Origin of the sequence: Rhodococcus sp. KBW08 (assembly GCF_003852455.1) — a bacterium.
Classification (GTDB): Bacteria; Actinomycetota; Actinomycetes; order Mycobacteriales; family Mycobacteriaceae; genus Rhodococcus_F; species Rhodococcus_F baikonurensis.
In genome coordinates this window covers 638,802-664,165 of sequence record NZ_QAJJ01000017.1, presented here as the reverse complement: position 1 = coordinate 664,165, position 25,364 = coordinate 638,802, and the positions used below count along the sequence as shown (strand labels likewise).

The window sequence follows — 25,364 nt, the reverse complement described above, 5'->3', positions numbered from 1 at the left end:
ACGTACCGTTCACACGATCAGGGCAGGGCAGGGCAGGGCAAAGGCAGGGCAGGTGAACGGCTGGACAGAACCGACAGGCGTTATCGCAGAGCCGCCTGCAGCACCTCGCAGAGCACGTCCAGCGTCCTCGAGTACTGCGACTGCGTCGGCGTGCTGTAGCCGACGACGATGCCGTCACTGCCGACTGACGACACGTCGGGATGTCGGAAGACGGACAGCCCTTCGAGCCCGAGATCGCGCGCCTTGGCCGTTGCAAGCACAGATTGTTCGGTGCCGGAGGGAAGACGGATCACAGCGTGAAGTCCCGCGGAGATCCCCTCGACCCTGACCTGGGGTACTCGCTGCGCAAGGGTCGCAACCAGTTGATCGCGTCGTCGTCGGTACGAGGTCCGCATCTTTCGAATATGACTGTCGAATCTTCCGGACTCGATGAAGTCCGCCAAGGTCAATTGATCCGTTGAACTGACCCAGCGTTCGTAGGGTCCCTTTGTCGCGAGGACGGGATCGATCAGCCTGTCCGGCAACACCATCCATCCGATGCGAATGGCCGGCGACAGTGTCTTGCTGACAGTGCCCAGGTACGCAACGTGCTGCGGCGCAATTCCCTGGAGTGCGCCGACCGGCTTTCTGTCGTAACGGAATTCGCCGTCGTAGTCGTCCTCGATGATGACGCCGCCGGTAGTCGCGGCCCATTCGAGAGCGGTCGCGCGCCTCGCCGGTGTGAGGGGGCCTCCGAGGGGGAACTGATGGGTCGGTGTCAGCAGAACACTCTCAGCAGATGTTGACACCAATTCGTCTGTGCAAGTGCCTGATTCGTCGACCGATATGGGAATCGTCAGAAGCCCTTCGTCGACAAGTAGCTGCCGGTGCAGGTGAAGGCAGAAGGCGTCGACGGCAATCGTTCCTCCGAGTGCGCGGGCAAGGAGGGAGATCCCGTGACCCGAGCTGGCGCTGATCACAATGCGGTTCGGATCGACGCGAACGCCTCTGGTGCGGCTCAGGTATGTGGTGAGGGCGTTTCGGAGTTCTACTCGGCCTCTGGGATCAGTGGTCGCGAATGCGTCGGTCGGCGCGGTGATCAAAGCACGTCTGGCGGACGAAATCCATGCAGTGCGGGGAAACGCAGACGCGTCCGGCGATCCGGGGAGAAGGCTGTGGGTCAAGCGCCGTCGGGTCGGTGACGGCTCGACCTCGTGACTGTGTGTGCTGGCGAGCGTGGCGACCACGGTTCCGGAACCCGGCCGTGTGACGAGCCACCCAGCTGCGGCGAGCTCGGCGTAACAGTCCGCAACAGTGTTTCGGGCAACTCCGAGGTCGACGGCGAGGGTGCGGGAAGGTGGGAGTCTGGTGCCGGGCTTCAACAGTCCACTGTCGATCGCGTCGCGAAGCGTCTGAAGCAGCGCAGTGCGAACCCCGATTCCCTGTGGCAACTCGATATGTAGATCGAACCCAAGATTGGCCCATGAATTCATCACCGGATTGAACCATGTTTCGGGGTCTTTCCGGGATTACGGTTTGAGTATGACTACAGCAACAGGACAACGACTGGATATCGCAAAGCTGGCGCCCGAGGTCTACAAGGCGATGATTGCGTTGGATGCCGCTGCGCGAAAGGGGCTGGAGCCGACGCTCGTCGAGCTGGTACTCACGCGCGCGTCGCAGCTGAATCATTGTGCGTGGTGCTTGGACATGCATACGCGAGACGCTCGGAAGGTCGGAGTGACGGAGCAGAAGCTCTACCTACTGAACGCGTGGGAAGAGGCGCGAGGGATGTACTCCGATCGCGAACGCACCGCACTCGCTTTGACCGAGGCCGTGACAGTCCTTACCGACGGTTTCGTTCCGGACGAGGTGTACAGCGAGGCGGCCGCAGAGTTCTCGGACGAGGAACTGGCCCAGCTCATCAGCGTCATCTTGACGATCAATGCGTGGAATCGCATCGCGGTGACCACGAGGAAGGCGCCGCCGGTACGGAGCTGACCCCGAGCCGCATTCGTCACGTGCGATCGGCGACCGGCTGTCTCGGTCGGAGATCTGGGCAATCACTCCAAAGAGGACCAAAAGATTGCTTTCTGCTGTGAACAAAACCGACTGAATCTTTGAATGTGATGCAAATCACATAGCCTTGGTCGGAAGGCTATGCCGGACGCCCGCAGATTGTCGGGATTCCGACAAAGCAGTCTCTGTTGAATTATCCACTGAAGGGGCCCGCCATGCGGGCCCCTTCTTTTGTGTGCGGACCGAAAGCGCCCCTTCCTGTGGGTTTCCCGGGAAACCGTGAGTTATCGACTGGCTAGCAGTCGAGGATTGCCGTGATCTTCGAGGTTGGGTGAGCCATTTTTGGGTTGATCGTGACGGTTGTGCGGTTGGACAAGATTCCAGTCACCGACTTGGCTAACTTGTCGCCCGTAGTGCCTTGCGACGTTCGCCTGCTCGGAGCGCGGGTGGACTTTCTTAAAACATGCACTACATTGCCATCTAGTAACTGGCCGGTTGCCAAAAGTAGCTGGCCGATCCTCTCGGAAGTGAGTGCTGGACGGCGTGGTCTTGGGATTCCAGGCAACCTCCCCGCTACCGAAATGTCTTGAAAGGGAAGCTTTGATGACTGTGTCTGGTTCACGGCGGAGGCCGCTTGCTCTCCGACTCTCGCTAACCGCAGCTATTGCCGTAACGGTGGCCGGCAGTAGCGTTGCTTTTGCTTCGCCGGCCGTCTCCGCGCCACTGCCGGTGCGAACCGCTGCCGCTCCGGCGTTCACTGCCGGGTTGTGCGAGGGCACCGAGTACACACCCTCGGAGCAGATGCTCGACATCTCCGGCGTTCGACTGGACCATTACAACGACGGCAACATCGTGCCGATGTACGGCACCACCGATCGAGGTACCTCGACGGCGGTGGATGCTCCGGTCTGCGGTGTCCGCGACGTCGACGGAATTGCGAAGTCGGAATGGATGTACTGCACGGACTTCGATCTCGATCCGTGTTCCGGCGTCGACGAAAATGGTTTGCCCGTCGACAAGCACAACGACGAGATGGGCGCGACGGTGCCGTCTTCGGGCAATCCCGATTTGTCGGCCGACGATCTCGCTGTCATCAGTTGGTTGCTGCAAAATCCCGCCAAACTCGACGGCACTGTTTCGGGCAATGGCAGTGAGAATGCACGTTCGGCGCGCCAGACGCTGGTGTGGTGTGTCTCGGACTACGACAATCCGCTGATGGCCGACTTCAAAGGCCTGTGCGACAGGAACATCGGCGCCGACGAGCGAGCTCGCATCGTCGAGATCATGAACGTGACGCAAACGCTTGATCTTGCCCGCAAGACGCCGGCGACGGGCACTCTGAAGGCCGGGGAGACCGCCGTCTTCACTCTGAACACGAATATGTACCGGAAGCCGATCACTGTTCAGTCCTCGGCGGGAACGGAACTCACTGTCTGTGGTGACAATGCCAAGGCGACGCTGAGTGGAAACCAGTTGACCGTTGACGGTCGCGGAGATGCACCGACTGCCGTTGAACTTTGCCTCGCCGCCACAAACGCCGGGGACTACTCCGTGACCGCAAGTGTCATTCCGGATTCGGTCGAGAACCTGCACTGGAACACGGCCGGGGCAGAGTGCCAGATCTTCGCGTCGTTCGACACCGTTCGGCCGGCTTCGATGAATGCGTCTGCCACCGTCGGATATGCGGCAGCGCCCACGACGACACCCGCAACAACGACACCAGCAACAACGACACCTGCAACAACGACACCTGCAACCACGACACCGTCGACGACGACCCCGGCCACTACGACGCCTGTAACCCCGGTCGTTCCGATCGTGCCGATTGTTCCGATCGTGCCCATCGTTCCGATTGTGCCGGTCGTGCCGGTAGTTCCGGGTGTCCCTGTTCCCTCGCAGCCCGTTGCCACGCCTGCAACTCCGGCGCCGACGACTCCGAAGCCTGCCACCGGACCTCGCCCGGTTGCCATCGACGGTGGTGCTGCTGAACAGAATTCGGGCCGTAACGTCGCCGTCGCAGTGACCGGCCTCGGGCTTGTCGGAATGGCTGCTGCCGGAGCAGTTGCTCTCCGACGTAAGCGTTCCTGACACCAGGCAAATGCAGTAGACGTCGGCACCGATCACAGGCTGTGTGATCGGTGCCGGCACTGATCAGACGCAGGGGGCGTCAATTCGCAAGAGGTGCCGGGGGCACCTCATCCCGCAGGAGACAGTTCGATGACCATGTACGAGTCGGATCCCAATCCATCCAATCCATACGACGATCCCGACGATGATCGGCCCGCGAACACCGGCAAGGGGCGTCGTGTCGCGTACATCCTGGCCGTTGTCGCGGTGCTTGTCGCTGGTGCTTCCATGGCCTTCGTCGGCCTGCGATCATCCGATGACAGTGCCGCGATCCCGCCGAGTCCGGGAGTTGTCCTGTCGCACTCCGCGAATCCGGCAGCGCCCACTGATGAGTTGATGACTCCCAACACCCTTTCGCTCGACCCGGTCGGGGTTCAGGCGCCGATCGTGGACGCCACCGTGCCGGAAGGAGTTCTCACTCCGCCGGAGAACGTCAAGAACGTCGGAATCTGGCTCGATGGTGCATCTCTCGATTCCGCCACCGGCACGACCTTGATTGCCGGACACGTCAATCTGACCGGCCAGGGTAACGGTGCGCTGTTCGACCTGGGCACGATCGAGCCGGGTGAAGTGATCCGTACATCAGACGCGACGGGCAAGAGCACGTCGTGGAAGGTGACTGCGGTTACGACGCGCCCGAAGGCCGATGGTGTGGAGGAAAGCGTGCTGGCCGGCCCGGAAGGCCCTCGCAAGTTGGCAGTCGTAACCTGCGGCGGCGAACTGCAATTCGAGGATGGTGTGGGCAACTACGCCGACAACGTCTATCTGTATGCGGACCTGATGGTCTGACGCATTGGAAATCGTGCCCGTTGGATAGTGTCGCAGGTATGGATCTTCACCTGTCTGGAAAGCGTGCGATCGTTGCCGGTGGTAGCAAGGGGATCGGTCTGGCAATCGCCAGAGGTCTGGCCGCTGAAGGTGTCGACATCGCGATACTCGCACGCACTGAGCAAACGGTCGAAAGCGTTGCACGAGATTTGGTTTCGGAGTTCGGAATTCGTGCGATCGGAGTCGTGACGGATACACGCGACGACGACGCGGTTCAGGCGTCGGTGCGGCAAGTAGTAAAGGAGCTCGGCGGTGTCGACATTCTGGTCAACTCCGCAGCGACTCCGTTCAGCGCGGGAAAGCCTACGGATTTCGAGGCGACCACCGACGACGTCGTGCGAGACGAAGTCGAAGTGAAAGTGCTCGGGTACCTGCGAACCGCACGGGCTGTGGCGCCGTATCTGATCGATCAGGGTTGGGGTCGGATCATCAACATCAGTGGGTTGGGCGCGAGGCAGGCCACCTCGATCGCCCACACGATCCGCAACGTCAGTGTTTCTGCGCTGACCAAGAATCTTGCAGACGAGCTGGGCCCCAAGGGAATCAACGTCACCGTCGTCCATCCGGGTGTGACGAGAACCGAAAGATTGACCGCACGGATTACCCGCGAGTCGGAAGAGTCGGGCCGCTCGCCGGCCGAGGTGGAGCGGGGTATCGCAACGAACTCGATACACCGGATCATCGACGCGGAAGAGGTGGCTGACGTCGTGACCTTCCTGGCATCGCCGCGAAGCATCGCTATCACCGGTGACGCAGTGGCAGCGGGCGGAGGAGTGCCGGGGCCGGTCTACTACTGAAAACTCGCGTGCTGCTACCTGCTCGCGGTGGTGACGATCGTGTGCACGCGTCCGCCGCCGAGTCTCTTGCTTTCGTACATCGCCGAATCGGCGACTTTCTGCATATCCGTGAACGCGGTTGCCCGCTCCTCACCTGCGGTCAATTTGTGTGTGCGCACGGCGATTCCGATGCTCGACGTCGACGGGATCTCGTCGGTATTCGAGTGCATGGCAGGCCCGATCGAGTCGAGCATCGGACCGATTGCCGGCACGGAAAGTCTTTGAGCGAGGATGAATTCGTCGCCGCCTACCCGCGCGACGACAGCATCGGCATGCGCCCAGGACGACAAGCGCTGTGCCACCCGAAGAATGATGCGATCGCCTACGTCGTGACCGTGGACGTCGTTGATCGTCTTGAACCTGTCGATGTCGATTGCGATCACCAGTAGGGCTGCCGATTCCTGGCGCTGGAACTCCGCGAGTACCTTCTCGACGTGGCGATCGAGGCCGCGACGGTTCAGGAGGCCGGTCAGGGGGTCGAGGTCGGAGCTGGATGCGTCCATGCTGAGCATCGTCAGCACGATCTGTGAGATGAACGCGCAGACCACAAGTGCGGTGACGACGACCAGCACTTTCGAAGCACCCAGTGCCGGATCGCGGTCCGGGCCGAACAGTATCGGCTGCGCCGCGATCCCGATTATCGTTACTGAAAAGACCAGGTGGGCAACCTGCAGCTTCGGGTTGTGAAAATAGGCGATGTAGATGCCGATCAGCGCAAAGATGACGCAGGTGAGCAATCGTGCAAGCTGCGAGGAATCCCCGACCACGGAGATCGTGACTGCGATATCGCAGAACACCACGAATCCGAACGAACGCCGCTTGGTCGGGCCGAAGACCCACCAGGAGACTCCGACCACGAAGCACGAGATCACGACGACAGAGTTGAAGAACAGCGCGATAGTGCTCGTCGGACCGGCGGGGCTGAACCTGTTGAGTAGCGCGCACACGCCCAACCCGATGACGATGATGCCAAGTAATAGCCGGGTGGCAGTGGTGAGGCCGTTGTCGCGAAGATAGCGAGTGAAGCGGTCGTATTGATCGGGAAGAGCTAACCACTCGCGGGTCAGCGTCCTCATGGACTTCATCTGCGACGTCATGAGTGCTTCAGTCTGCGAAGGCGGGAGCGTGCGCCAATCATCGCGAACTGACTCCTCGGCTGTCTGGCACCTTGCAATGCTAACTGGATCGATGCCGCATTGGACCGAGATGTTCGGATCGGCGACCCGCATGTCTGGGTTGGGCCAGCGTGGAGTATAAATACATCTTGTGTCTATGTTGTATTCCGCTTCCGAAACCGTCTTCCGCGAAGTCAAGGAACTGATCCTGTCCGGCGAGCTCGCCGGAGGGGAGTTGATCAGTGAGGGTGACATCGCCGCACGGACCAATGTGAGCCGAACGCCGGTGCGTGAGGCATTTCTGCGACTGGAAGCGGAAGGCTGGATGCGCCTCTACCCGAAGAAGGGGGCGTTGATCGTCCCGGTCGCGGACGGGGAGGCGGAACATGTGGTCAGTGCCAGGCAACTCGTCGAGACTCAGAGTGTTCGAGTGGTGTCGGTCCGACCCCACGCACGCGAAGCGCTTGTCGCAGCGTTGCGCGCGAACCTGATCGAGCAACGTGAGATTGCTGATCGCGGGGACGTTGCCGCGTTCAGCGCGATCGATGCGGATTTTCACAAGATGATCGTTGCCGCCGGTGGGAACCCACTGCTCGACTCGTTCTACGCGAGTCTGCGCGACAGGCAACGGCGGATGACAGCGCGGTCGATCTCACGCGACCCCGGCCAACTCTCTCGCATCCTTGTCGATCACACCGCGCTGACCGACCTTGTCGAAACAGGCGATGCCGACGGATACAACACTGCCGTACTCACGCACATGCGCCAGGTGCATGGACTCGGCTTCGAAGGAACTCTGTGATGAGCACCCAAACGATGGGCGCTGGGACCGCGGCCGAACCTCGTCTCGACAGTGCACGCGCCGACGGCGGAAAATGGCTGTGGCTGACCGTCGCCGCCAGCATGTTCGCTGCAGCGTGGGGTGGTAACGAGTTCACGCCACTGCTGGTGATGTACCGACTCGACCACGGCTATTCGCCGGTGATGGTCGACTTCTTCCTTTTCGCCTACGTGGTCGGGATCGTGCCGGCTCTCCTGCTCGGCGGACCGCTGTCCGATCGATTGGGCCGACGCCCGATCATGCTTCCGGCGCCGATCATCGCGATCGCCGGCTCGACGCTCCTCGCTTTCGGTGCCGACTCCGCCGCCGTCCTGATTCTGGGAAGGATCCTCTGCGGAATCGCCTTGGGGATCGGAATGGCCGTCGGCGGTTCGTGGGTGAAGGAGTTGTCCACGCAGCCCTGGGATTCGGCGGCGTCGGAAGGTGCGGGCGCCCGGCGAGCGGCGATGAGTCTGACCGCCGGCTTCGCTTTGGGTGCGGGTGCTGCGGGAATCTTGGCGCAGTGGGCGCCCATGCCGAGTGCGTTGGCGTACGTGCTGCACATCGTGATCACCGTGGTTGCGGGCGTGGCGCTGTGGCGTGCGCCCGAAACCCGGCCGGCGCAGGAGAAATCCGAGCGACGCAGGTTGATCGACGACCTCAAGATCCCCTCGGCAGGTCATCGCAGATTCCTCTACGTCGTTGTTCCCTTGGCCCCGTGGGTGTTCGGTGCTGCCAGTGTCGCGTATGCAGTGATTCCATCGCTGATGACCGGGCACAGTGGCGATGCGCCCGTGGCCTTTTCGGCTCTGCTGTGCATGGTGGCACTGACGTGCGGGTTCGCGATTCAGTCATTGGGGCGCAAGATCGATACCGACCGCAGCGCGCGGGGCGCTCTGGTGGCGCTGGTGTTTCTGGTGGTCGGTATGGCGGCTGCCGCTCTGGTCGCGTCGACGCTGACCGTGGCGGTTGCGATCGTCGCTGCAGCGATTCTCGGCTGTGGGTACGGCATGGCATTGGTGTCCGGATTGCTGGAGATCCAGCGAATTGCGGGGCCGGATGATCTGGCAGGGCTGACGGCAGTGTTCTACTCGATCACCTATATCGGATTTGCCGTGCCGGCGCTGCTGGCGATGCTGTCGGAAAGCATTCCGGCGCTGAGCTATACGGTGACGCTCCTGTTCGGATCCGTTGCCGCGGCTGCTTGCCTTGTGCTGATCCTCTTCAAGTCACGTTCGCATCTTCCGGCTCTCTGATGCCGCCGGCCCGCCGACTCCGGTGAGAGTCGGCGGACCGGGATCAATCACGCGTCTACAGTTGCGGACCCGTTCTCAGAACTGAGAACCGAACTGTGTGTCGTACCAGCCGGAACCGATGCGGTCTTGTTCAAGCCGTTGAGCAATCCGGTGATGTCGACGCCCGAGCTCTCCAGAGTTTCGATGACGCCGGCAATCACCTGGGGGCTGATGCCCAGGATCGAGCCGATCGAACCCTGCGCCCCGTCACTTCCCCCGACGATGGAGATGCGATCGATGTCGCCGACCGGCTTCGCTGCCGCCGCGGTGGCGTCGACCAATGCTGCCAGAACGTCAGGCAGAGTGAGCAACTGCGCGGCCTGCGGGGTGTAGGAGTTGAGTGCCTCGGCGATCTGACGCTTACCCGCAGCCTCCGCTTCGAGTTTGGCGCGCAAACCATCTGCCTCGGCTTGCTGCTCGGCGCGAACTGCGTCGGCCGCTACCTTGCGGCCGTCAGCTTCGGCTTCCAGACGTGCTCGCAGACCGTCTGCGTCAGCCTGCTGCTCGGAGCGAACGGCGTCGGCGACGAGCTTTCGTGCATCGGCCTGAGCGCCACCGGCCTGCCTCGCGGACTCTGCCTGTGCCTGGGCGCGGAGGATCGCAGCCTGTCGCTCGCCCTCTGCGCGTGCGATGGAAGCTTGCCGTTCGGCCTCGGCCGGCGCGATGACGTCTGCCTGCAATGCGGCTTCCGATTGCTGGGCGCGTCGACGCTCGACCTCGGTGCGAGCTTCGACGCGGGCCGCCTCGGCCTGCTCACGTGCGATGCCGACGGCCTTCTCCGCCGTTGCCTGCGCGAGAGGTCCGGCCTGGTCGGCTTCGGCGTTCTCGGCTTCGGTCTGTGCTCGCAGACGAGCGAGTTCGACGTCGCGCTTCTGATTCGCGCTCGCGATCGCGGTGTCGGCTTCGGCTTGTGCGACGGACCCTGCCTGGCGCGCCTTTGCCGACTGGATCTGCGAATCACGTTCGGCTTCAGCGGTTCCGATCGCGGCGTCACGCTTGACCTCGGCGATTCGACGCTGACCGAGCGATTCGAGATACCCGTTGAAGTCGGAGATTCCCGCGATCTTGATGACATCGACTTCCATGCCGATGCGGGCGAGGTCGCCGCCGGCCTCCTCGACCACACTGCGGGCGAGGGAGTCGCGGTTGGAGTTCAGGTCCTCGACGGTCATGGTTGCGGTGATTCCGCGCAGGCTACCGGCGAGGATTTCGTTGATCTGCTGCTGGAGTTCGTCGAGGTCGGAGGTCAGGAATCGTTGCACGGCAGTCTGAACCGCTTCGTCAGCGGAGCCGATCCGTACCAATCCGACTGCTTCGACGTTGACCGGAACACCGTCGTTGGAGAGCGCGTTCTTGAGGTTGATGCTGACGTTGAACGGCTCGAGCGACATGATGTCGACGCGTTCGATGCCGGGAATCTTGAACCGGGCACCGCCGCGTACCACTTTCGGCTTGCCTCGACCGGTGAAGACCGCCACTTCGTTCGGCGGGACCTTGACGTAGTTCTTCACGTAGATCGCGGGGAGAACGATGAAGATGATTACCGCGACTACAACCGCAATGATGATGATTGGCAGCATGTATCGAGTCCTTAGATCGCGTCGTCAACCGTGACGACGTGAAGGTATTGATCGTCTACATCGGCGATGTAGACGGTGGTGCCGGTGGTGAGCGCGATCGGCTGTGCGCTGACGGCCTTGGCCTGCACGCGATTGCCTTCGGCGTCGACGAACGAGACTTCTCCCCAACCTTCGGCTGCGATGGTGAGGGTGACCGTGCCCAACAGCCCGGAGTATGAAGCTCGCCCGATGTGCAAATTATCTTGTTGTTCAAGGAGATAGGGAAGGAGAAGGCCGCGCGTGACGACAACGAGAACGGCGGCGAGTGCGAGTGCTGCAGTCACTGTTGCCAACGTCGGAGCGTCCGCGAGAGTGGCAGCAACGCCGCCGGCGCCGAAGCCGAAAAGTGCTGTGGCCAATGTTGTCAGGCTCAGAAATGGCAGCCCGTCTGCGTGGCCGCCGCCCAGATCCGCAACCTCGCCGACGGCAAAGGCTCCGATCAGAGCGACAACTCCGATCACGAAACATATTGTGAATACAACGAACATCGATCCCCCGATCTACCTGTCGAGGAAGCGCGCCCTGAAGTTTTTGTTGTCGGGGTCGTCCCTCGGCCCATCTATATAGTAAAGGTAAGACAAAGCTAATCGGCGCATTCGGAATGTTTCGGCGTGGTGTGCAGCGGCTCGTTGTGGAACGGAAATCAGGTCACGCCGGTCGACTGTTGCCCGGCGATGCTCGATATTGTGTCAGGTCGTGCCGATGCCGCTGGCGTGAGTGCATCGATGGACTTCGTGAACAGCGAAGTGCTGGATCTTCCGAAAGGGATCGGCGCACTGCCTGCCGTGATGGCGCCGGTAGCCGACGGCGTGCTGGCCGTAGATGCACACCGCCCGACTGTTTCAGATCATCGGGCGGCGTGCGTCGAGGCCCGTTCGTCGAAGCCTGTTCGTCAAAATCCAGTACGTCACATCCGCGGTAACAGGCGTTGATTCAGCCAAGCGTCCCACAGAGGCCGCAGTGGAGTATCGGTGAAACGTGAAGCGAGATCGGTGAATTGCTCGGTACTGACCGTGCTGTGTCGATGCTTCGTGGTCCACTGGCGGATCAGTTCGAAGAACTTCTCGTCTCCGAGAACGCCGCGCAGGGCGTGCAGAGTCAACGCGCCCCGCTTGTAGATTCGATCATCGAACATGTGGGCGGGCCCGGGATTGCCGATGATCAAGAACTGGGGTTTCCGCCGGAGTCCCTGATAGGCGTTGGCGGCCAGTTGGTCAGAGGACGGGCCACCGGAATTCTCGGACCAGATCCACTCCGCGTAACAGGCAAAGCCTTCGTGTAGCCAGATGTCGCACCATTGTCCGAGGGTGAGACTGTTACCGAACCACTGGTGGGCAAGCTCGTGCGCGACAAGACGTTCGGAGCCGCGCCTACCTGTGCAATGGTTGGCTCCGAAGATCGAGAGCCCCTGCGCTTCGATGGGGATTTCGAGCTCGTCGTCGGTGACGACAGCCGTGTAGTCGGCAAAAGGATACGGGCCGAACAGTTTTCCGAAGACTTCCAACATTTGTGGCTGACGTCCGAAATCGATGTCGAACGCTGCGCGTAGCCGCGGCGGGTGAACGGCGAAGACCGGCACCGGGCCGGCGCTCACCTGCCGATGCTCGTACTGGCCGATCTGAATGGTGGCCAGGTAGGTTGCCATCGGTTCGGTCTGCTCGTAGACCCACGTCGTCTGACTCGCGCGGGTCTGCTTGCGGATCAGCTTGCCGTTGGCGAGAGCGTAGAACGGTGAATCGGTGGTGATCGAAATGCGGTACGACGCTTTGGAAATCGGGTGGTCGTCGCAAGGGAACCAGGACGCCGCGCCGTTGGGCTGACTTGCGACCAGGATTCCTTCGTCGAGTTCCTCCCAGCCGACTTCGCCCCACAGACTCCTGATCGGCTCGGGATTGCCGTTGTAGGCGATGGTGACCGACAATGCACCGCCGGCGGGGATCTTGGCGGACGGCGTGACGGTCAGCTTGTTGTTCTGGTGCGCGTACTTCGTGCCGCGGGCACCGTTGACCGACACCTTCGACACCTGCAGGTTCTGTGCGAGGTCGAAGCTGAACTTGGATCTGCTCTCGGTGGTGACTGCGGTGATGACAGCTTTGCCGGCGAGCCGGTTGCTGAAGACCTTGTAGGTCAGTTCCAGTTCGTACCGAGACACGCGGTAACCGCGGTTGCCGTTGTGTGGCAGGTACGGATCGATCGGCTCCTCGAGCATTCTGTTCGGCTTCACGACGCCACCCACGGCGCAATCGGATTGCCCTGCCAGCGGGTGGAGGGCGGAACGGTGTCACCTCGCATCACCAGAGATGCAGGCCCTACCGTCGCTCCCGCGCCGATGCCGGCTGCGGGTAGCGCGACACAGTGCGGTCCCAGCGTTGCTCCTGCTCCCAGGGTGACGGTATCCATGGACATGATCCGATCATGGAAGAGGTGAGTTTGCACGACGCACCCCCGTTCCACCGTTGCTCCGTCGCCCAAAGTCACAAGATCTGCCTCGGGTAGCCAGTACGACTCACACCAAACGCCCTTGCCGATCTTTGCCCCGAGCCCACGTAGGAAGATGTTCAGTACGGCGGTACCAGTCGCCGCCCGGGCGAACCACGGCGCTGCGACGGTCTCGACGAATGCGTCGGCTACCTCGTTGCGCCAGACGAACGAACTCCACAGCGGATGCTCGACCTTGGCGATGCGTCCGACGACGATCCACTTGGCGGCGATGGTGATCGCGCCCGCCACTGCTCCGGCGACGAGCAGAACTACCCCGCTCAGCAGCGCAGCGAACCAGAATCCGACTGCACCGACCAGTGCTTCGAGGGCGAACAGAACACCGAGACCGATGCCGAACGTGACCATCACGGGGAGCAGTCGGCAGGTTTCGACCACTCCGCGGGCGATCTTGAGGCGCATCGGCGGATTGAACGTACGGGCGGCGTCGGTGTCCCCGGCAGCCCTTCTCAGTCGTACCGGTGGACTACCCAGCCACGATGACCCGGACTTCGCCTTGGACGGGGTAGCCGACAGAACCGCCACCAGACCGTTCTTGGGGACGCGTCGACCGGGAGCGGTCATACCGGAGTTGCCGAGGAACGCGCGCTTGCCGATCTTCGCCTGTTCGATGTGCATCCAGCCGCCGCCGAGGCCGTAGCTGGCGACCATGGTGTCGTCGGCGAGGAATGCGCCGTCGGCGACCGTCGTGAACTTGGGAAGGAGGAGCACGGTGGATGCTTCGACGTTCTTGCCGATCTTGGCGCCGAGGAGGCGGAGCCATCCCGGCGTCAGCAGGCTCGCGTAGAGCGGGAAGAGGAAGGTTCTGGCCGAGTCGAGCAGGCGTTCGGTCGCCCACACCTGCCAGCCGATGCGGCTGCGGACAGGGTGGTAACCGGGGGTCAGCCCGATCGAGAGAAGACGAACGGCCACCAGTGTGATGACTGCGAAGACGAGCAAACTCAAGATGGTCGCGACCGGAAGCATGATCAGCGATTGGAGCACGGCACTCGCGAGCGTGTCGGTGTCGCGAATCCACCAACCGATCACCGCGATTCCCGCCATCAGAGCGAAGATCGGCATACCGGCCAGGAAGACCGAGGTGACGCCGTATACCGGTACCCAACCGGGTGCGCGCTTCGGATGTTCGGCAGGCCACGGATGATTCGCTTTCCCGATCTTGGTGGCGGGGGATCCGGCCCATTGCTGGTTGGCCTTCACCCGACCGAACACCGCAGATCCGGGTTCGACGACGGCGTCCCGACCGATACGCGCGCCGGGCAGAAGCGTCGAGCGTGAACCGACGGAGGCGCCGTCGCCGATCTTGATCTCGCCGATGTGAATGACGTCGCCGTCGATCCAGTGGCCGGAGAGGTCGACTTCGGGTTCGACGGAGCAGCCGTCACCGAGTTCGAGCATTCCGGTGATCGGGGGAAGCGTGTGGAGATCGACGCCGCTGCCGATGTCGGCGCCGAGGGCACGTGCGTAGTAGAGCATCCACGGAGCACCCGAAAGATTGGCTGCGCCACTGGCTTCGGTGAGCCGCAGCGCGATCCACAGACGCAGATGCTCGCTACCTCCTCGCGGGTACGTACCCGGTTCGAGTTTGCGCAGGAGCAGGCGCGCTCCGACGACGGCGATGGTCATGCGCCCGATCGGCGTGATGAACACGATGAACGCCAACAGGATCCACCACCACGAGACGGTGGGAGCCCAGCTGACATCGACGAACCAGCCGAGGACGTTGTTCGCGATCGCCAGCCACGTCACCCACTGCAGTCCGGTGAGCGTCGTGAGCGGAACGGTGACGGCGATCTGCGCCAGCTGAGTCTTCAACGGTGTGGGAGCGACGATGCGGGGCTCCACAGTTGCGGTGGGCGCCAATTCGTCCAGATATTCGGCGAGCGACCCCAACCGTGGATGGTCGTAGAGCTGTGCGACGGTCACTTCGGGGAACCGCTCGCGTAGGGCGGTGACCAACTGAGCAGCGGAGAGGGATCCGCCGCCCACTTCGAAGAAGTCGTCGTCGAGTCCGGTGATCTGCGCGCCCAGGATCGAACCCCACAGACCGGCAACCCAGGCAGCGGTGCCGTCGAGCCCCAACGCGGCCCCGGCGTCCTCACCGGCGCCGGGCAACGGCCACGGCAGCGCATTGCGGTCGACCTTGCCTGACGTACGCGTCGGAAGTTCGTCCATCAACGCCAGACGCGGCACGAGGGCTGCTGGTAGCTGCTCGCTGAGCAGTGCATGAGCGGCCTTGAGATCGAAGTCGGGATCCGTGCTGGCGATGTACCCGACGAGGAGCTGGTTGCCGGCTGCCGTCTTCTTCACGGCTGCGGCAGCGCCGCTCACACCCGGCAGATTCTGCAAGGCGTTGTCGACCTCACCGAGTTCGATGCGCCTGCCGCCGAGCTTGACCTGATCGTCCGCGCGGCCCTGGAACATCAGGCCGGTGGTCTCGAGCCGGACCAGGTCGCCGCTTCGGTAGGCGCGTTCCCACCCGAGCGAGGGCATCGACGCGTACTTCTCGGCGTCCTTCGCGGGGTCGAGGTAACGGGCGAGGCCGACGCCGCCGATCACCAGCTCGCCCACCTCGCCGACCGCGACGGGATTGCTCTGGGCGTCGACGACGGCAAGGTCCCAGCCGTCGAGGGGGAGGCCGATGCTGACGGGGCTCTTGCCGTCCATCAGCGCGCCGCAGGCCACGACGGTCGCCTCGGTGGGCCCGTATGTGTTCCAGACCTCGCGGCCCTCGACGGCGAGGCGCTCGGCCAGCTCTGGTGGGCAGGCTTCGCCACCGAAGATCAGGAGCCGAACGGCTTCGAGAGCTTCGGCCGGCCACAGCGACGCAAGGGTCGGCACGGTGGAGACGATGCTGACGTCACGCGAGACCAGCCACGGGCCGAGGTCCATGCCGCTGCGGACCAGAGAACGAGGCGCCGGAACGAGGCAGGCGCCGTGGCGCCACGCGAGCCACATCTCCTCGCAGGATGCGTCGAATGCCACGGACAGTCCCGCGAGGACGCGATCACCAGGTCCGATGGGCTCGTCCTGGAGGAACATGCGCGCCTCGGCATCGACGAACGCCGCGGCATTGAGATGCGTGACCGCGACGCCCTTGGGGGTGCCGGTAGACCCGGAGGTGAAGATGATCCAGGCGTCGTCGTCGGGTTCGGGTTCGCGAACCGGAGGATGCTCGAGCCGCTTCGGCGCCGTCCCCGGCTGGATACCGTCGCCGGTGATGATCGCCGCTACCTGCGCTTCACCGAAGACCAACTCGGCGCGCTCTTCCGGATCGTCGGCGTCGACGGGCACGTACGCTGCGCCCGCCGCGAGGATCGACAGGATCGCCACGTACAGCGACCGTGAACCTGACGGCATCCTGATTCCGACGCGGTCACCTGCGCCGACGCCGGCATCACCGAGCCAGCGTGCGCCGAGCTCGATCTCGTCGAGCAACTCCGAGTACGACAGTGTGGTGTCGCCGTCGTCGATGGCAGGTGCTTCCGGGTTGGCCTCGGCTGAGGCCCGCACGATGTCGATGAGCGTGCGCGGCGCAGGTGCATGCGCCGACCGTAGGAATACGGACGGAATCCCGAAAGACTGTTCCGTCTCCGACTGCGACTGGAGTGGCAAACCCGTTGGTCCTGTTCTACTCACGAAACTTAGAGTCCTGCGAACTGTCGAGTTGAAAGTCTCATGACAAGTTTGCGAGTTGGTGAACAGATATGCCTAATGCAACATGCCGAACGTGCCGGTCAGTCCGTACTGGCAGCTTGCGCGTGGCCTTCTGCCGAGTCGGCGAACTCGGGTGTGTCGAACACCTCTCCGCCCAGCGGATCGACGACCTTCGAATCCTCGGAGAAGTCGACGGCGCCGGTGTCCGGGTCGATGTTGACCGCATGGGCGGGAACTTCGTGCACCGCGACGAGCATGTGGGCGTCGGAGGGTTCCGTCGTGATCCCGTTTTGCGACGGGGTCAGACCGGCGAAGGTCGACGAGATCTTCAGATCGCGGAGCCGCTTCTCGGTGGGTTGTGGAACGTCGGTCGACGCCGGGGTATTGGTCGAAACTCGCAGGTAGCGCGGTGCCGAAGCGACCTCGTACCGGAACGCCTTCAGCATCGACAGGCACGCGAGCACCATGATGACCGAGAACGGCACAGCGGTGGCGATGGCAACGGTCTGCAGCGCGGTCAGCGATCCACTGCCACCCACGATGAGGAGAACCGCGGCGGCGGCGCCCGACAGGAACGTCCAGTAGACGCGCGTGATCTTGGACGTCTCCAGGCTGCCACCCGTCGCGAGGATGTCGATGACGATCGAGCCGGAATCCGCGGACGTGACGAAGAAGAACACGATCACGACGATCGCGAGGACACTCGAAATCGTTCCGAGCGGAAGTCCGTCGAGAAGCGTGAACAGAGACGTGTTGGTGTCCACGGCGCCGGATGCGTCGAGCATCGTGCCCTCGTTGCGCTGACGCAGGATGCCGGAGTTACCGAAGATCGTGAACCACAGCGAACCGACCAGCGTGGGGGCGAGCAGCACGCCGAAGACGAATTCGCGGATGGTGCGGCCGCGTGAGATGCGCGCGATGAACATGCCGACGAACGGTGCCCAGCTCATCCACCAACCCCAGTAGAAGATGGTCCATGCGCCCTGCCAGCCGTCCTCGGCGAACGGGGACGTGCGCAGCATCAGCTCGGGCAAGGCTTGGACGTATCCGCCGAGGTTCTGCACCCACGACTGCATGAGGAACAGTGTCGGTCCCAAAATCAGGACGAACAGGGCCAGCGCTGCAGCGAGCATCATGTTGATGTTGGAGAGCCACTTGAGGCCCTTGGTGACGCCGGAGACCACCGAGAAGGTGGCCATGCCCGTCACGATGACGATGATGGTGATGACCAACCAGTTGTCGGTCTCCACCCAGCCGAGGTAGTCGAGGCCGGCCGAGATCTGCTGGACACCGAATCCCAGCGACGTAGCGACGCCGAACAACGTGCCGACGATGGCGACGACGTCGATGGCATGGCCGATCTTTCCTTCGATGCGAGCGCGTCCGAGGAGTGGCTCGAGCAGCCAACGGATCGACAGTGGACGACCCTTGCGGTAGGTCATGTACGCCAGACCAAGACCGACGACGACGTAGATCGCCCATGCATGCAGGCCCCAGTGGAACAGCGTCAGTTCCATTGCTTGATTGGCCGCGGCATCCGTGGATCCGGCGATCTGCCCGGCGACGGGAGGAGTCACGTAGTGCGAAAGCGGTTCTGCTACTCCGTAGAACACGAGGCCGATACCCATGCCTGCGCTGAAGAGCATCGCGAACCACGAGAGCATTCCGAACTCGGGCTGCTCGTCGTCGCGTCCCAATCGGATGTTGCCGATACGGCTGATTCCGCAGTAGAGAGCAAATATCACGAACCCGGTCGCGGAGAGGATGTACCACCAGCCGACGCCGTCGCTGATCACGTTGTTGAGTGTTTCGAAAGCATCCGCGGCGGTTCCCGCGTAGATCACGGCAAAGGCGATCAGGGCAAAGATCACTATCGACGCGGGAATGAACACGGGTTTCCGTAGTTCACGCCACGCAGTTTTGACCGCAGTCATTCCACTCCTCGAACGTTCAGGCATTCACAGCGCCCGTCAGGGCGGCCACGTGTCACGCGTAGGTGGGCGTTTCGCTCACACCATCGCAGTCAAGACCGGGCTATTGCTTTGAAATTCAACGTAACGCCAAGGTTCGGTCAAGCTCAACTGAGCGAATGATGCTGCACTGTCGCGAAAATTGTCGTGGGTAGACGCTGATCTTGTTGTAAATCGTTGAACAATAGTCGAATTGAGCTGTTCGTGGAACGCCGAAAGACGAATTCGATTGGTACGGTGAGCTGCATCGGTCAGGTCGACGCTCACTGATCGATCGTATCTGTCAAACTCGGTGAAACAGCCTGTCTGTCAGGTGGTTAACTCCTGGCGTGCTCGCTCGATCCCGGCAGTGAGACGCCGATACCTAACTGTGATTGTGATGGTCGCAACTATCAGTGCTGCGGGCCCTGTTCGCCTCATTGGGCGTCGATCAGATCCATCGCATCCTTCAGACCCAAGCCCGGATGTAGTTCGCGTAGTGCCTTGATTGCCGGAATGCGGTCGTCAGTCGACGCGAGTGCATTGCGGACGTCGTCGGCGGGTACTTCGGAGGGGGCAGTTGTCCCGTCCTGCCACGCCGGCTGCGGATTGTTCCTGGTTCGCCAGGCTTGGACGGTGTAGTAAGCAGATCCGACCGTCGCGAAAAGCCAGATCGCGAACCATACCCAATTCCAAGCTGTGGGTTCCGTGATGACCTTGTCGATGGCGCTTGGGCCGAAGAAAACGAGCAGCCAAGCCAGCGTGATCGTCTGCCACCATCGCTCGACGCGCCTGCTCGGATTCCACCACTCGGCCATCGATCGATACTCGCACAGGGGTGCTGTTTCGGTGCGACGATGGAGATCATGGAGATTCGTGATGCGGTGGAGCGATTTCGAGGGGAATCAGGGGCCTCGACGATTTTCGGAGAACCGCACCAGACCAGCGACGGAACGACGATCATCACGGTTTCGCGTCTGCATCGGCGGTGGCGCGGAGACCCCATACCGGTGCCAGTGGGAGTGTTCTCGATCCACGAGGGTGAGCCGTCGTGGTCACCGGCTGTCGATCACACCCGGGCGGCTCTGATGGGGGAGTTCATCGGGTTGGCGGCCGCCGTGATCGCGACTCTGGCCGTTCTACGTCGACCGCCCTGGCCTGATGTGACGATTCAGAAGGGGTGACCCAGAATTACGCCGATCAGCTGGAACGGCATTGCCAGGAACATCGATCCGACATAGAGCGGATAGCGAATCGGATCGCCGGCGAGGTAACCCTCGGCGAGCCAGGCCATTACGTCTGCTGATCCCATATTCGTTACTTCCCTTCGCTGTTGCGGTTCACCGATGTTTTCGGCTGTGGGAGTTGTTTTGTTACAAGCGAACTCGAACGGGAGCAGATGCGATGGCAACGTCGACGCAGCAAACGTCGTCGAGGGCTGTTGGAGGCATTTCTCGGCGACCAACCGCTTCCGCTCGCTGACGACACATCTGCGGAACCTCCGCCAGGACGCTGGACCACATGAGTCTGGGCACTTTGCCCCGTGTGGTCGTGAAATCGGTGCATTCTGCACATATCGGGTCGTTTTAGCGGCTTCTACAGTCACTGCATGACAACTACACTTTCTCTTCTTTCAGGCAAGACCGTCGTCCTGATCGGCGGCGGAACGGGCATCGGGCTGCGAGTGGCGCAGCTTGCCGTCGACGCCGGCGCGCAGGTTGTGCTCGGTGGCCGAACCGCATCCAAACTCGAAGCAGCGGCCTCGCAGCTGGGTGAAGCCGCACACTGGTTCACCGTCGACACCTCGGACGACGACTCGGTGAAAGCGTTCTTCACCAACATCCCCAGCGTCGACGCGCTCTTCACCACGGCTGCCGATTACCAGGTCGGCTCATTTCGTGAACAGAGTGTCGAGGATGCGGCGTCGCCGTTCACATCGAAGTTCTGGGGGCAGTACCGCGTCGTACACGCTGCGCTCGACAAGCTGACCCCTACCGCGTCGGTGGTCCTCATGTCCGGCGCTGCCAGTGTGCGGCCGCCAGCGGCCGCTGCGGCATATGTGGCAGCCAATGCGGCAATCGAGGGGCTCGGACGCGGGTTGGCGGTCGAGCTGTCGCCGATTCGCGTCAACACCGTCGCGCCCGGAACCATCGACGGGCATCTCTGGGCTCAGCGCCCGGCAGAGGTTCGCGAGGCGGCCTTCACGTGGAGTGCAGAGAACAACGTCCTCGGCCGCGTCGGGAACGAAGACGAGATCGCACAAGCAGTGTTCTATCTCTTCACCAACACGTACACGACGGGTTCCACCCTCTACCCCGACGGCGGGTACGCGCTGCGCTAGACCCGTGCCACATGACGACTGTGGAATCGCGACAGCGTGAAATCGAGACTGTGCGAAATGCATTGTCGTAACACGAAGAAACGTCGATTCGCCCATAGGCGTGACCCCGGACACATTCGTACCGTCTTCTCCGAGAACACTTCCCAACTATTCGAGGAGTCCGTCATGAACAAAGCATCGACAACCGCCGGCGGCGGCGGCGAGATGTCCGACGGTGACGACTACGCGCTCACCCGCGTACCCGACGAAGCACGGTATTCGTGGTTTTCGGTGGCAGTACAGCGATTCGGTCAGGTGTCGGCACTCGCGCAGTTCCTGCTCGGTGCGACGCTCGGTTACGGTATGACGTTCTGGAATGCCTTCTGGGCATTGACAGTCGGCGCGGTGATCCTCGAAGTCGTCTGTATCTTCATCGGAATCATCGGAGTTCGTGAGGGGCTCAACACGTCGGTGGTCGCGCGCTGGTGCGGGTTCGGTCATGCCGGCTCGGCGGTGATCGGACTGGTGATCGGGGTCAGCCTGATCGGCTGGTTCGGCATCCAATCGGCCGTCTCTGCATCAGGGTTGCACGGGATCATGCCGTTCCTGCCGCAGTGGGCGTGGGCTTTGGCCTTCGGTCTCCTGATCACTGCAATAGTCCTGCGCGGGTTCGGCTCCATGCAGCTGATCGCCAACATCACCGTTCCGCTGTTCCTGATCCTGGTGGGATGGGCCGTCATATCCGAACTACGTAATCACTCGCTGTCGGATCTGATGACATCTGCTCCGGCCGGGCCGGAGCTCAGCTTTCTTGCGGGAACCACCATCGTCGCAGGCGGTTTCATAGCCGGCGCGGTGATCACACCCGACATGACGCGCTTCAATCGCACGGCAGGCGACGTCGTGAAGCAGACGCTCGTCGGAATCACGTTGGGTGAATACGTGATCGGGCTGACCGGTGTACTTCTCGCGCATGCCGTTCGCAGCTCCGACATCGCCACGATCATTCTCTCGTCGGTCGGCTGGGTCGGCGTTCTGATCATCGTTCTCGGCACCTTCAAGATCAACGACTGGAACCTCTACAGTTCGGGCCTCGGCATCGTGAATTTCATCGACGTCGTGTTCGGTCGAAGGATCAACCGCGCCGTTGTCACGGCAGTTGTCGGCGTCACGGGTTCGGTCCTCGCCGCCGCCGGAATCCTGAACTCGTTCACCGACTTCCTGATCCTGTTGGGCGTAGGCTTCCCGCCCATTGCCGGGATCATGGTGGCGGAATACTTCATCGTCAAGACCTGGCGCAAGGATCTGGACGAGAGTCGCGCCGCCGGCACCCTACCGAGTTCGGCACCCACCTGGGTGCCGGCCACGCTGGTGATCTGGATCGTCTCGGCGCTGATCGGTCATTACAGCACCTTCGGACTGCCATCCATCAACGCGGTGGCCTCGGCATTTGTTCTCTATGTCGTCGCGGGCCGACTCGGCCTGATTCGCGGAGTCGGACGCACCGCAACCGAAGCGCCGCAAGAGCCTTCGGGCTCGTCTGCACTCACGCACTAGCACTACAACTGTAGAAAGGAGTTCGCGATGCGAATCGGAATCGACGTCGGCGGCACCAACACCGACGCAGTCCTGATGGACGGGACCACCGTCATCGGGCATGTCAAACACTCGACCAGCAAGGACATCACCGGCGGAATCGGCGGAGCGCTGACGGCGCTGCAGCAGCAGTACTCGTTCTCTCCCAATGCTGTTCAAGCAGTGATGATCGGTACGACGCACTTTCTCAATGCTCTCATCGAGCAGCGCGGGCTTGCTCCCACCGCGGCGCTGCGACTGGGACTTCCGGCGACTGCCGCGCTGCCCCCGATGGTGGGGTGGCCGCGAGACCTGGTCTCCGCTGTGCAGGGAAGGCACTACCTCGCTCACGGTGGGCACGAGTTCGACGGTCGTCGTATCTCGCCGCTGGATCCCGACGAGATCCGTCGCCATGCTGCCGATATGGCTCGCAGTGGTACTCGTTCGGTCGCAATATCTTCGGTGTTCTCTCCGGTCAATCTCGAATGCGAGGTTGCTGCCGCTGAAATCATCCGAGAGGAACTCGGACCGGACGTCGCAATTTCGCTCTCGCACGAGATCGGTCGAGTGGGTCTGCTTCAACGCGAGAACGCGACCATCATCAATGCTGCTCTGCGCGAGCTCGCCGATCACATCGTCGACGGACTCGCCCGTTCATTGGTCGAGCACGGCATCGTCGCACCGCTGTATCTGAGCCAGAACGACGGCACCTTGATGGACATCGAGTACGCAAGGCGTTATCCCGTAGCAACTTTCGCGTCGGGGCCGACCAACTCCATGCGCGGTGCCGCTGTGCTGTCCGGTCTGGCGAGTTGTGCGGTGATCGACATCGGCGGAACCACCACGGACGTCGGTGTACTGACCAACGGTTTTCCGCGAGAAGCAACCACCGAGGTGACCGTGGCCGGGGTGCGGACCAATTTCCGTATGCCGGATGTGTTCTCGATCGGCATCGGCGGTGGTTCGTTGGTGGATGCAGACGGACTCACAGTGGGGCCCGGATCGGTGGGATATGAATTGGGTTCACGGGCACTCGTCTTCGGCGGAGACACGTTGACGGCCACCGACATCGCCGTCGCGGCAGGTTTGGCCGACGTCGGTGATCGCCATGCGGTGGCGCACCTCGACCGCAGCCTGGTGTCGACGGCGCTCGAACGGATCTCGCGGAGAGTCGCCGACGCCGTGGAGCAGATGCGAACCACGTCGGATCCGCTACCGGTAGTTGCGGTCGGGGGCGGATCGGTATTGCTGGAGCGTGAACTTCCCGGCCTGGGCACGGTGATTCGCCCTGAGCGTTTCGACGTCGCCAACGCGATCGGCGCCGCCATCGCGCAGGTCAGTGGTGAAGTCGACCGTGTCGAAGCGGTGCGGGACGGTCACCGTCACGTTCTTGCCGACGACGCCCGTCAAGAGGCGATCGATCGGGCGGTGGCCGCAGGCGCACGACCCGAGTCCGTGCAGATCGTGGAGTTCGACGAGGTCCCGATTCCGTACCTACCGGGCAACGCAACACGTATTCGAGTGAAGGCAGTCGGCGACCTGGCATTGCACAGTGGTCTGGTCTCCACCGGTCAGGAGGGCTCACGATGAGTTGGACACTACGAACGGCAGACCTCGACGACCTCGCCAGGGGCGCAGCTCTGTTGGGCACCGGCGGCGGCGGAGATCCGTTTGTCGGCAAGATGCTGGTCGCGCAGGCGCTCGGTGAAGCCGGTGAGATCATGATTCTGGATCCGGAGGAACTCGACGACGACGCGTGGGTGATCCCCGTCGCGCAGATGGGTGCACCGACCGTTGTGGTCGAGAAGATGCCGCGCGGAACTGAACCCGAGTTGGCACTGATCACATTGGAGCGGCATTCGGGGCGAACCGCGGATGCGACGATGCCGATGGAGTGCGGGGGAATCAATTCGATGATCCCGTTGCTGGTGGCCGCGCGGCGCGGACTTCCGGTTGTCGATGCCGACGGGATGGGACGGGCATTTCCTCAGCTCGAGATGGAAACCTTTTCGGTGTACGGGATTTCGGCCAGCCCGCTCGCCATGGCGAACGAGCACGACGAGGTGGCGATCTTCGACACCGGCAGCGACAACAGCAGATTGGAAGGTCTCGCCCGCGGGGTGACGTCGAGGTTCGGTGGGATGGCGCACATCGCTCAGTACTCGATGACGGGTGCAGATGTGAAGCGCACGGCTATCCCACGAACTCTGTCATTGGCCCTGACCATCGGTCGGTCCATCAGGCTTTCGCGTGAGCAGCGGGTGGACCCCGTCCAGGCACTGGTGGACAGTCTGTCCGACACGCTCTACGGATACGGGCGAGTTCTCTTTCACGGCAAGGTGATCGATGTCGACCGGAGAACCGATGAGGGGTTCGCTCGGGGGTCGGTGCGGATCGCCGGCGTCGGAGACGAAGAGCTGGAAGTCCAGTTCCAGAACGAGAATCTGATCGCCCTGCATTCCGGAGTACTGCATTCTGGGGTACTGCAATCCGGAGTGCTGGTGGCCATCGTGCCTGACTTGATCTGCATCGTCGAGGCCGACACTGCCGAACCCATCACCACCGAGGGCTTGCGGTACGGGCAGCGCGTCGCGGTCATCGGGATCGCGACTCCACCCATCATGAGAACACCCGAGGCGCTGGCGGTCTTCGGTCCGGCGAGTTTCGGACTCGATCGGCCGTTCCGGCCGGTGGAGACGCTCGAGCAACCCGTGCTGGCAGAATAA

21 protein-coding genes are annotated in these 25,364 nt (G+C 62.5%); 11 read left to right on the top strand and 10 right to left on the bottom strand.

What is annotated here, in order from left to right:
- Window positions 1–80: 80 nt before the first annotated feature.
- The gene (locus DBV08_RS23670; RefSeq protein ID WP_185564845.1) at window positions 81–1,472 is read right to left on the bottom strand and encodes a PLP-dependent aminotransferase family protein; all 1,392 of its coding nucleotides are present in this window, start codon (window positions 1,470–1,472) and stop codon (window positions 81–83) included.
- A gap of 49 nt (window positions 1,473–1,521) precedes the next feature.
- Here DBV08_RS23670 and DBV08_RS23665 point away from each other — a divergent pair, with 49 nt between their 5' ends.
- The 4 genes from DBV08_RS23665 (at window position 1,522) to DBV08_RS23650 (ending at window position 5,750) form a co-directional block, all read left to right on the top strand.
- Complete coding sequence (locus tag DBV08_RS23665; protein WP_124569031.1) at window positions 1,522–1,980, top strand: carboxymuconolactone decarboxylase family protein; 459 nt, start codon at window positions 1,522–1,524, stop codon at window positions 1,978–1,980.
- A gap of 621 nt (window positions 1,981–2,601) precedes the next feature.
- On the top strand, window positions 2,602–4,086 hold the full coding sequence (locus DBV08_RS23660; RefSeq protein ID WP_260395726.1) for a hypothetical protein: 1,485 nt from the start codon (window positions 2,602–2,604) through the stop codon (window positions 4,084–4,086).
- Window positions 4,087–4,215: 129 nt separating this feature from the next.
- Window positions 4,216–4,914 (top strand): class F sortase, encoded by a 699-nt coding sequence (locus DBV08_RS23655; protein WP_124569030.1) that lies wholly within the window; start codon window positions 4,216–4,218, stop codon window positions 4,912–4,914.
- 38 nt (window positions 4,915–4,952) lie between these two features.
- Window positions 4,953–5,750 carry an SDR family NAD(P)-dependent oxidoreductase gene (locus DBV08_RS23650; RefSeq protein WP_124569029.1) on the top strand — a complete coding sequence of 266 codons (798 nt, stop codon included), beginning with the start codon at window positions 4,953–4,955 and terminating at the stop codon, window positions 5,748–5,750.
- Between the two features lie 14 nt (window positions 5,751–5,764).
- Here DBV08_RS23650 and DBV08_RS23645 read toward each other — a convergent pair whose 3' ends face one another.
- Complete coding sequence (locus DBV08_RS23645; protein ID WP_095973439.1) at window positions 5,765–6,886, bottom strand: GGDEF domain-containing protein; 1,122 nt, start codon at window positions 6,884–6,886, stop codon at window positions 5,765–5,767.
- Between the two features lie 175 nt (window positions 6,887–7,061).
- Here DBV08_RS23645 and DBV08_RS23640 point away from each other — a divergent pair, with 175 nt between their 5' ends.
- Together DBV08_RS23640 and DBV08_RS23635 are read left to right on the top strand one after the other, a co-directional pair.
- Complete coding sequence (locus DBV08_RS23640; RefSeq protein WP_095973438.1) at window positions 7,062–7,706, top strand: GntR family transcriptional regulator; 645 nt, start codon at window positions 7,062–7,064, stop codon at window positions 7,704–7,706.
- Window positions 7,706–8,980, top strand: coding sequence for an MFS transporter (locus DBV08_RS23635; protein WP_124569028.1), 1,275 nt, complete (start codon window positions 7,706–7,708; stop codon window positions 8,978–8,980). The genes DBV08_RS23640 and DBV08_RS23635 overlap by 1 nt, the downstream gene beginning before the upstream one ends.
- Window positions 8,981–9,027: 47 nt before the next feature.
- Here the strand turns inward: DBV08_RS23635 and DBV08_RS23630 are convergent, their stop codons facing one another.
- The 7 genes from DBV08_RS23630 to DBV08_RS23600 all read right to left on the bottom strand — a co-directional run bounded on the left by DBV08_RS23630 (window position 9,028) and on the right by DBV08_RS23600 (window position 19,561).
- Window positions 9,028–10,599, bottom strand: a complete 1,572-nt coding sequence (locus DBV08_RS23630) for a flotillin family protein (protein WP_124569027.1) — start codon at window positions 10,597–10,599, stop codon at window positions 9,028–9,030.
- 11 nt (window positions 10,600–10,610) lie between these two features.
- Window positions 10,611–11,126: a DUF1449 family protein gene (locus DBV08_RS23625; RefSeq protein ID WP_124569026.1), complete on the bottom strand. Its 516-nt coding sequence runs from the start codon at window positions 11,124–11,126 to the stop codon at window positions 10,611–10,613.
- A gap of 419 nt (window positions 11,127–11,545) precedes the next feature.
- Window positions 11,546–12,847, bottom strand: coding sequence for a M1 family metallopeptidase (locus tag DBV08_RS23620; RefSeq protein ID WP_185564879.1), 1,302 nt, complete (start codon window positions 12,845–12,847; stop codon window positions 11,546–11,548).
- 11 nt (window positions 12,848–12,858) lie between these two features.
- Window positions 12,859–16,752 carry a Pls/PosA family non-ribosomal peptide synthetase gene (locus DBV08_RS23615; protein ID WP_124569064.1) on the bottom strand — a complete coding sequence of 1,298 codons (3,894 nt, stop codon included), beginning with the start codon at window positions 16,750–16,752 and terminating at the stop codon, window positions 12,859–12,861.
- 122 nt (window positions 16,753–16,874) lie between these two features.
- Window positions 16,875–18,728 (bottom strand): BCCT family transporter, encoded by a 1,854-nt coding sequence (locus tag DBV08_RS23610; RefSeq protein WP_095973431.1) that lies wholly within the window; start codon window positions 18,726–18,728, stop codon window positions 16,875–16,877.
- A 75-nt stretch (window positions 18,729–18,803) separates the two neighbouring features.
- A complete protein-coding gene (locus DBV08_RS23605; RefSeq protein ID WP_124569024.1) occupies window positions 18,804–19,031 on the bottom strand; it encodes a hypothetical protein in 228 nt (75 codons plus the stop codon).
- A 149-nt stretch (window positions 19,032–19,180) separates the two neighbouring features.
- A complete protein-coding gene (locus DBV08_RS23600; protein WP_124569023.1) occupies window positions 19,181–19,561 on the bottom strand; it encodes a hypothetical protein in 381 nt (126 codons plus the stop codon).
- A gap of 39 nt (window positions 19,562–19,600) precedes the next feature.
- Here DBV08_RS23600 and DBV08_RS23595 point away from each other — a divergent pair, with 39 nt between their 5' ends.
- Window positions 19,601–19,927 carry a hypothetical protein gene (locus DBV08_RS23595; protein WP_095973429.1) on the top strand — a complete coding sequence of 109 codons (327 nt, stop codon included), beginning with the start codon at window positions 19,601–19,603 and terminating at the stop codon, window positions 19,925–19,927.
- Here the strand turns inward: DBV08_RS23595 and DBV08_RS32400 are convergent.
- On the bottom strand, window positions 19,915–20,055 hold the full coding sequence (locus DBV08_RS32400) for a hypothetical protein (RefSeq protein WP_003941170.1): 141 nt from the start codon (window positions 20,053–20,055) through the stop codon (window positions 19,915–19,917). The genes DBV08_RS23595 and DBV08_RS32400 overlap by 13 nt on opposite strands.
- A 297-nt stretch (window positions 20,056–20,352) precedes the next feature.
- Here DBV08_RS32400 and DBV08_RS23590 point away from each other — a divergent pair, with 297 nt between their 5' ends.
- The 4 genes from DBV08_RS23590 to DBV08_RS23575 all read left to right on the top strand — a co-directional run bounded on the left by DBV08_RS23590 (window position 20,353) and on the right by DBV08_RS23575 (window position 25,364).
- Window positions 20,353–21,084, top strand: coding sequence for an SDR family oxidoreductase (locus DBV08_RS23590; protein WP_095973428.1), 732 nt, complete (start codon window positions 20,353–20,355; stop codon window positions 21,082–21,084).
- Between the two features lie 165 nt (window positions 21,085–21,249).
- Window positions 21,250–22,620 carry a cytosine permease gene (locus DBV08_RS23585; protein ID WP_124569022.1) on the top strand — a complete coding sequence of 457 codons (1,371 nt, stop codon included), beginning with the start codon at window positions 21,250–21,252 and terminating at the stop codon, window positions 22,618–22,620.
- 27 nt (window positions 22,621–22,647) lie between these two features.
- Window positions 22,648–24,228, top strand: a complete 1,581-nt coding sequence (locus DBV08_RS23580; protein ID WP_124569021.1) for a hydantoinase/oxoprolinase N-terminal domain-containing protein — start codon at window positions 22,648–22,650, stop codon at window positions 24,226–24,228.
- A complete protein-coding gene (locus DBV08_RS23575; protein WP_124569020.1) occupies window positions 24,225–25,364 on the top strand; it encodes a DUF917 domain-containing protein in 1,140 nt (379 codons plus the stop codon). Before DBV08_RS23580 ends, DBV08_RS23575 begins: the two co-directional genes overlap by 4 nt.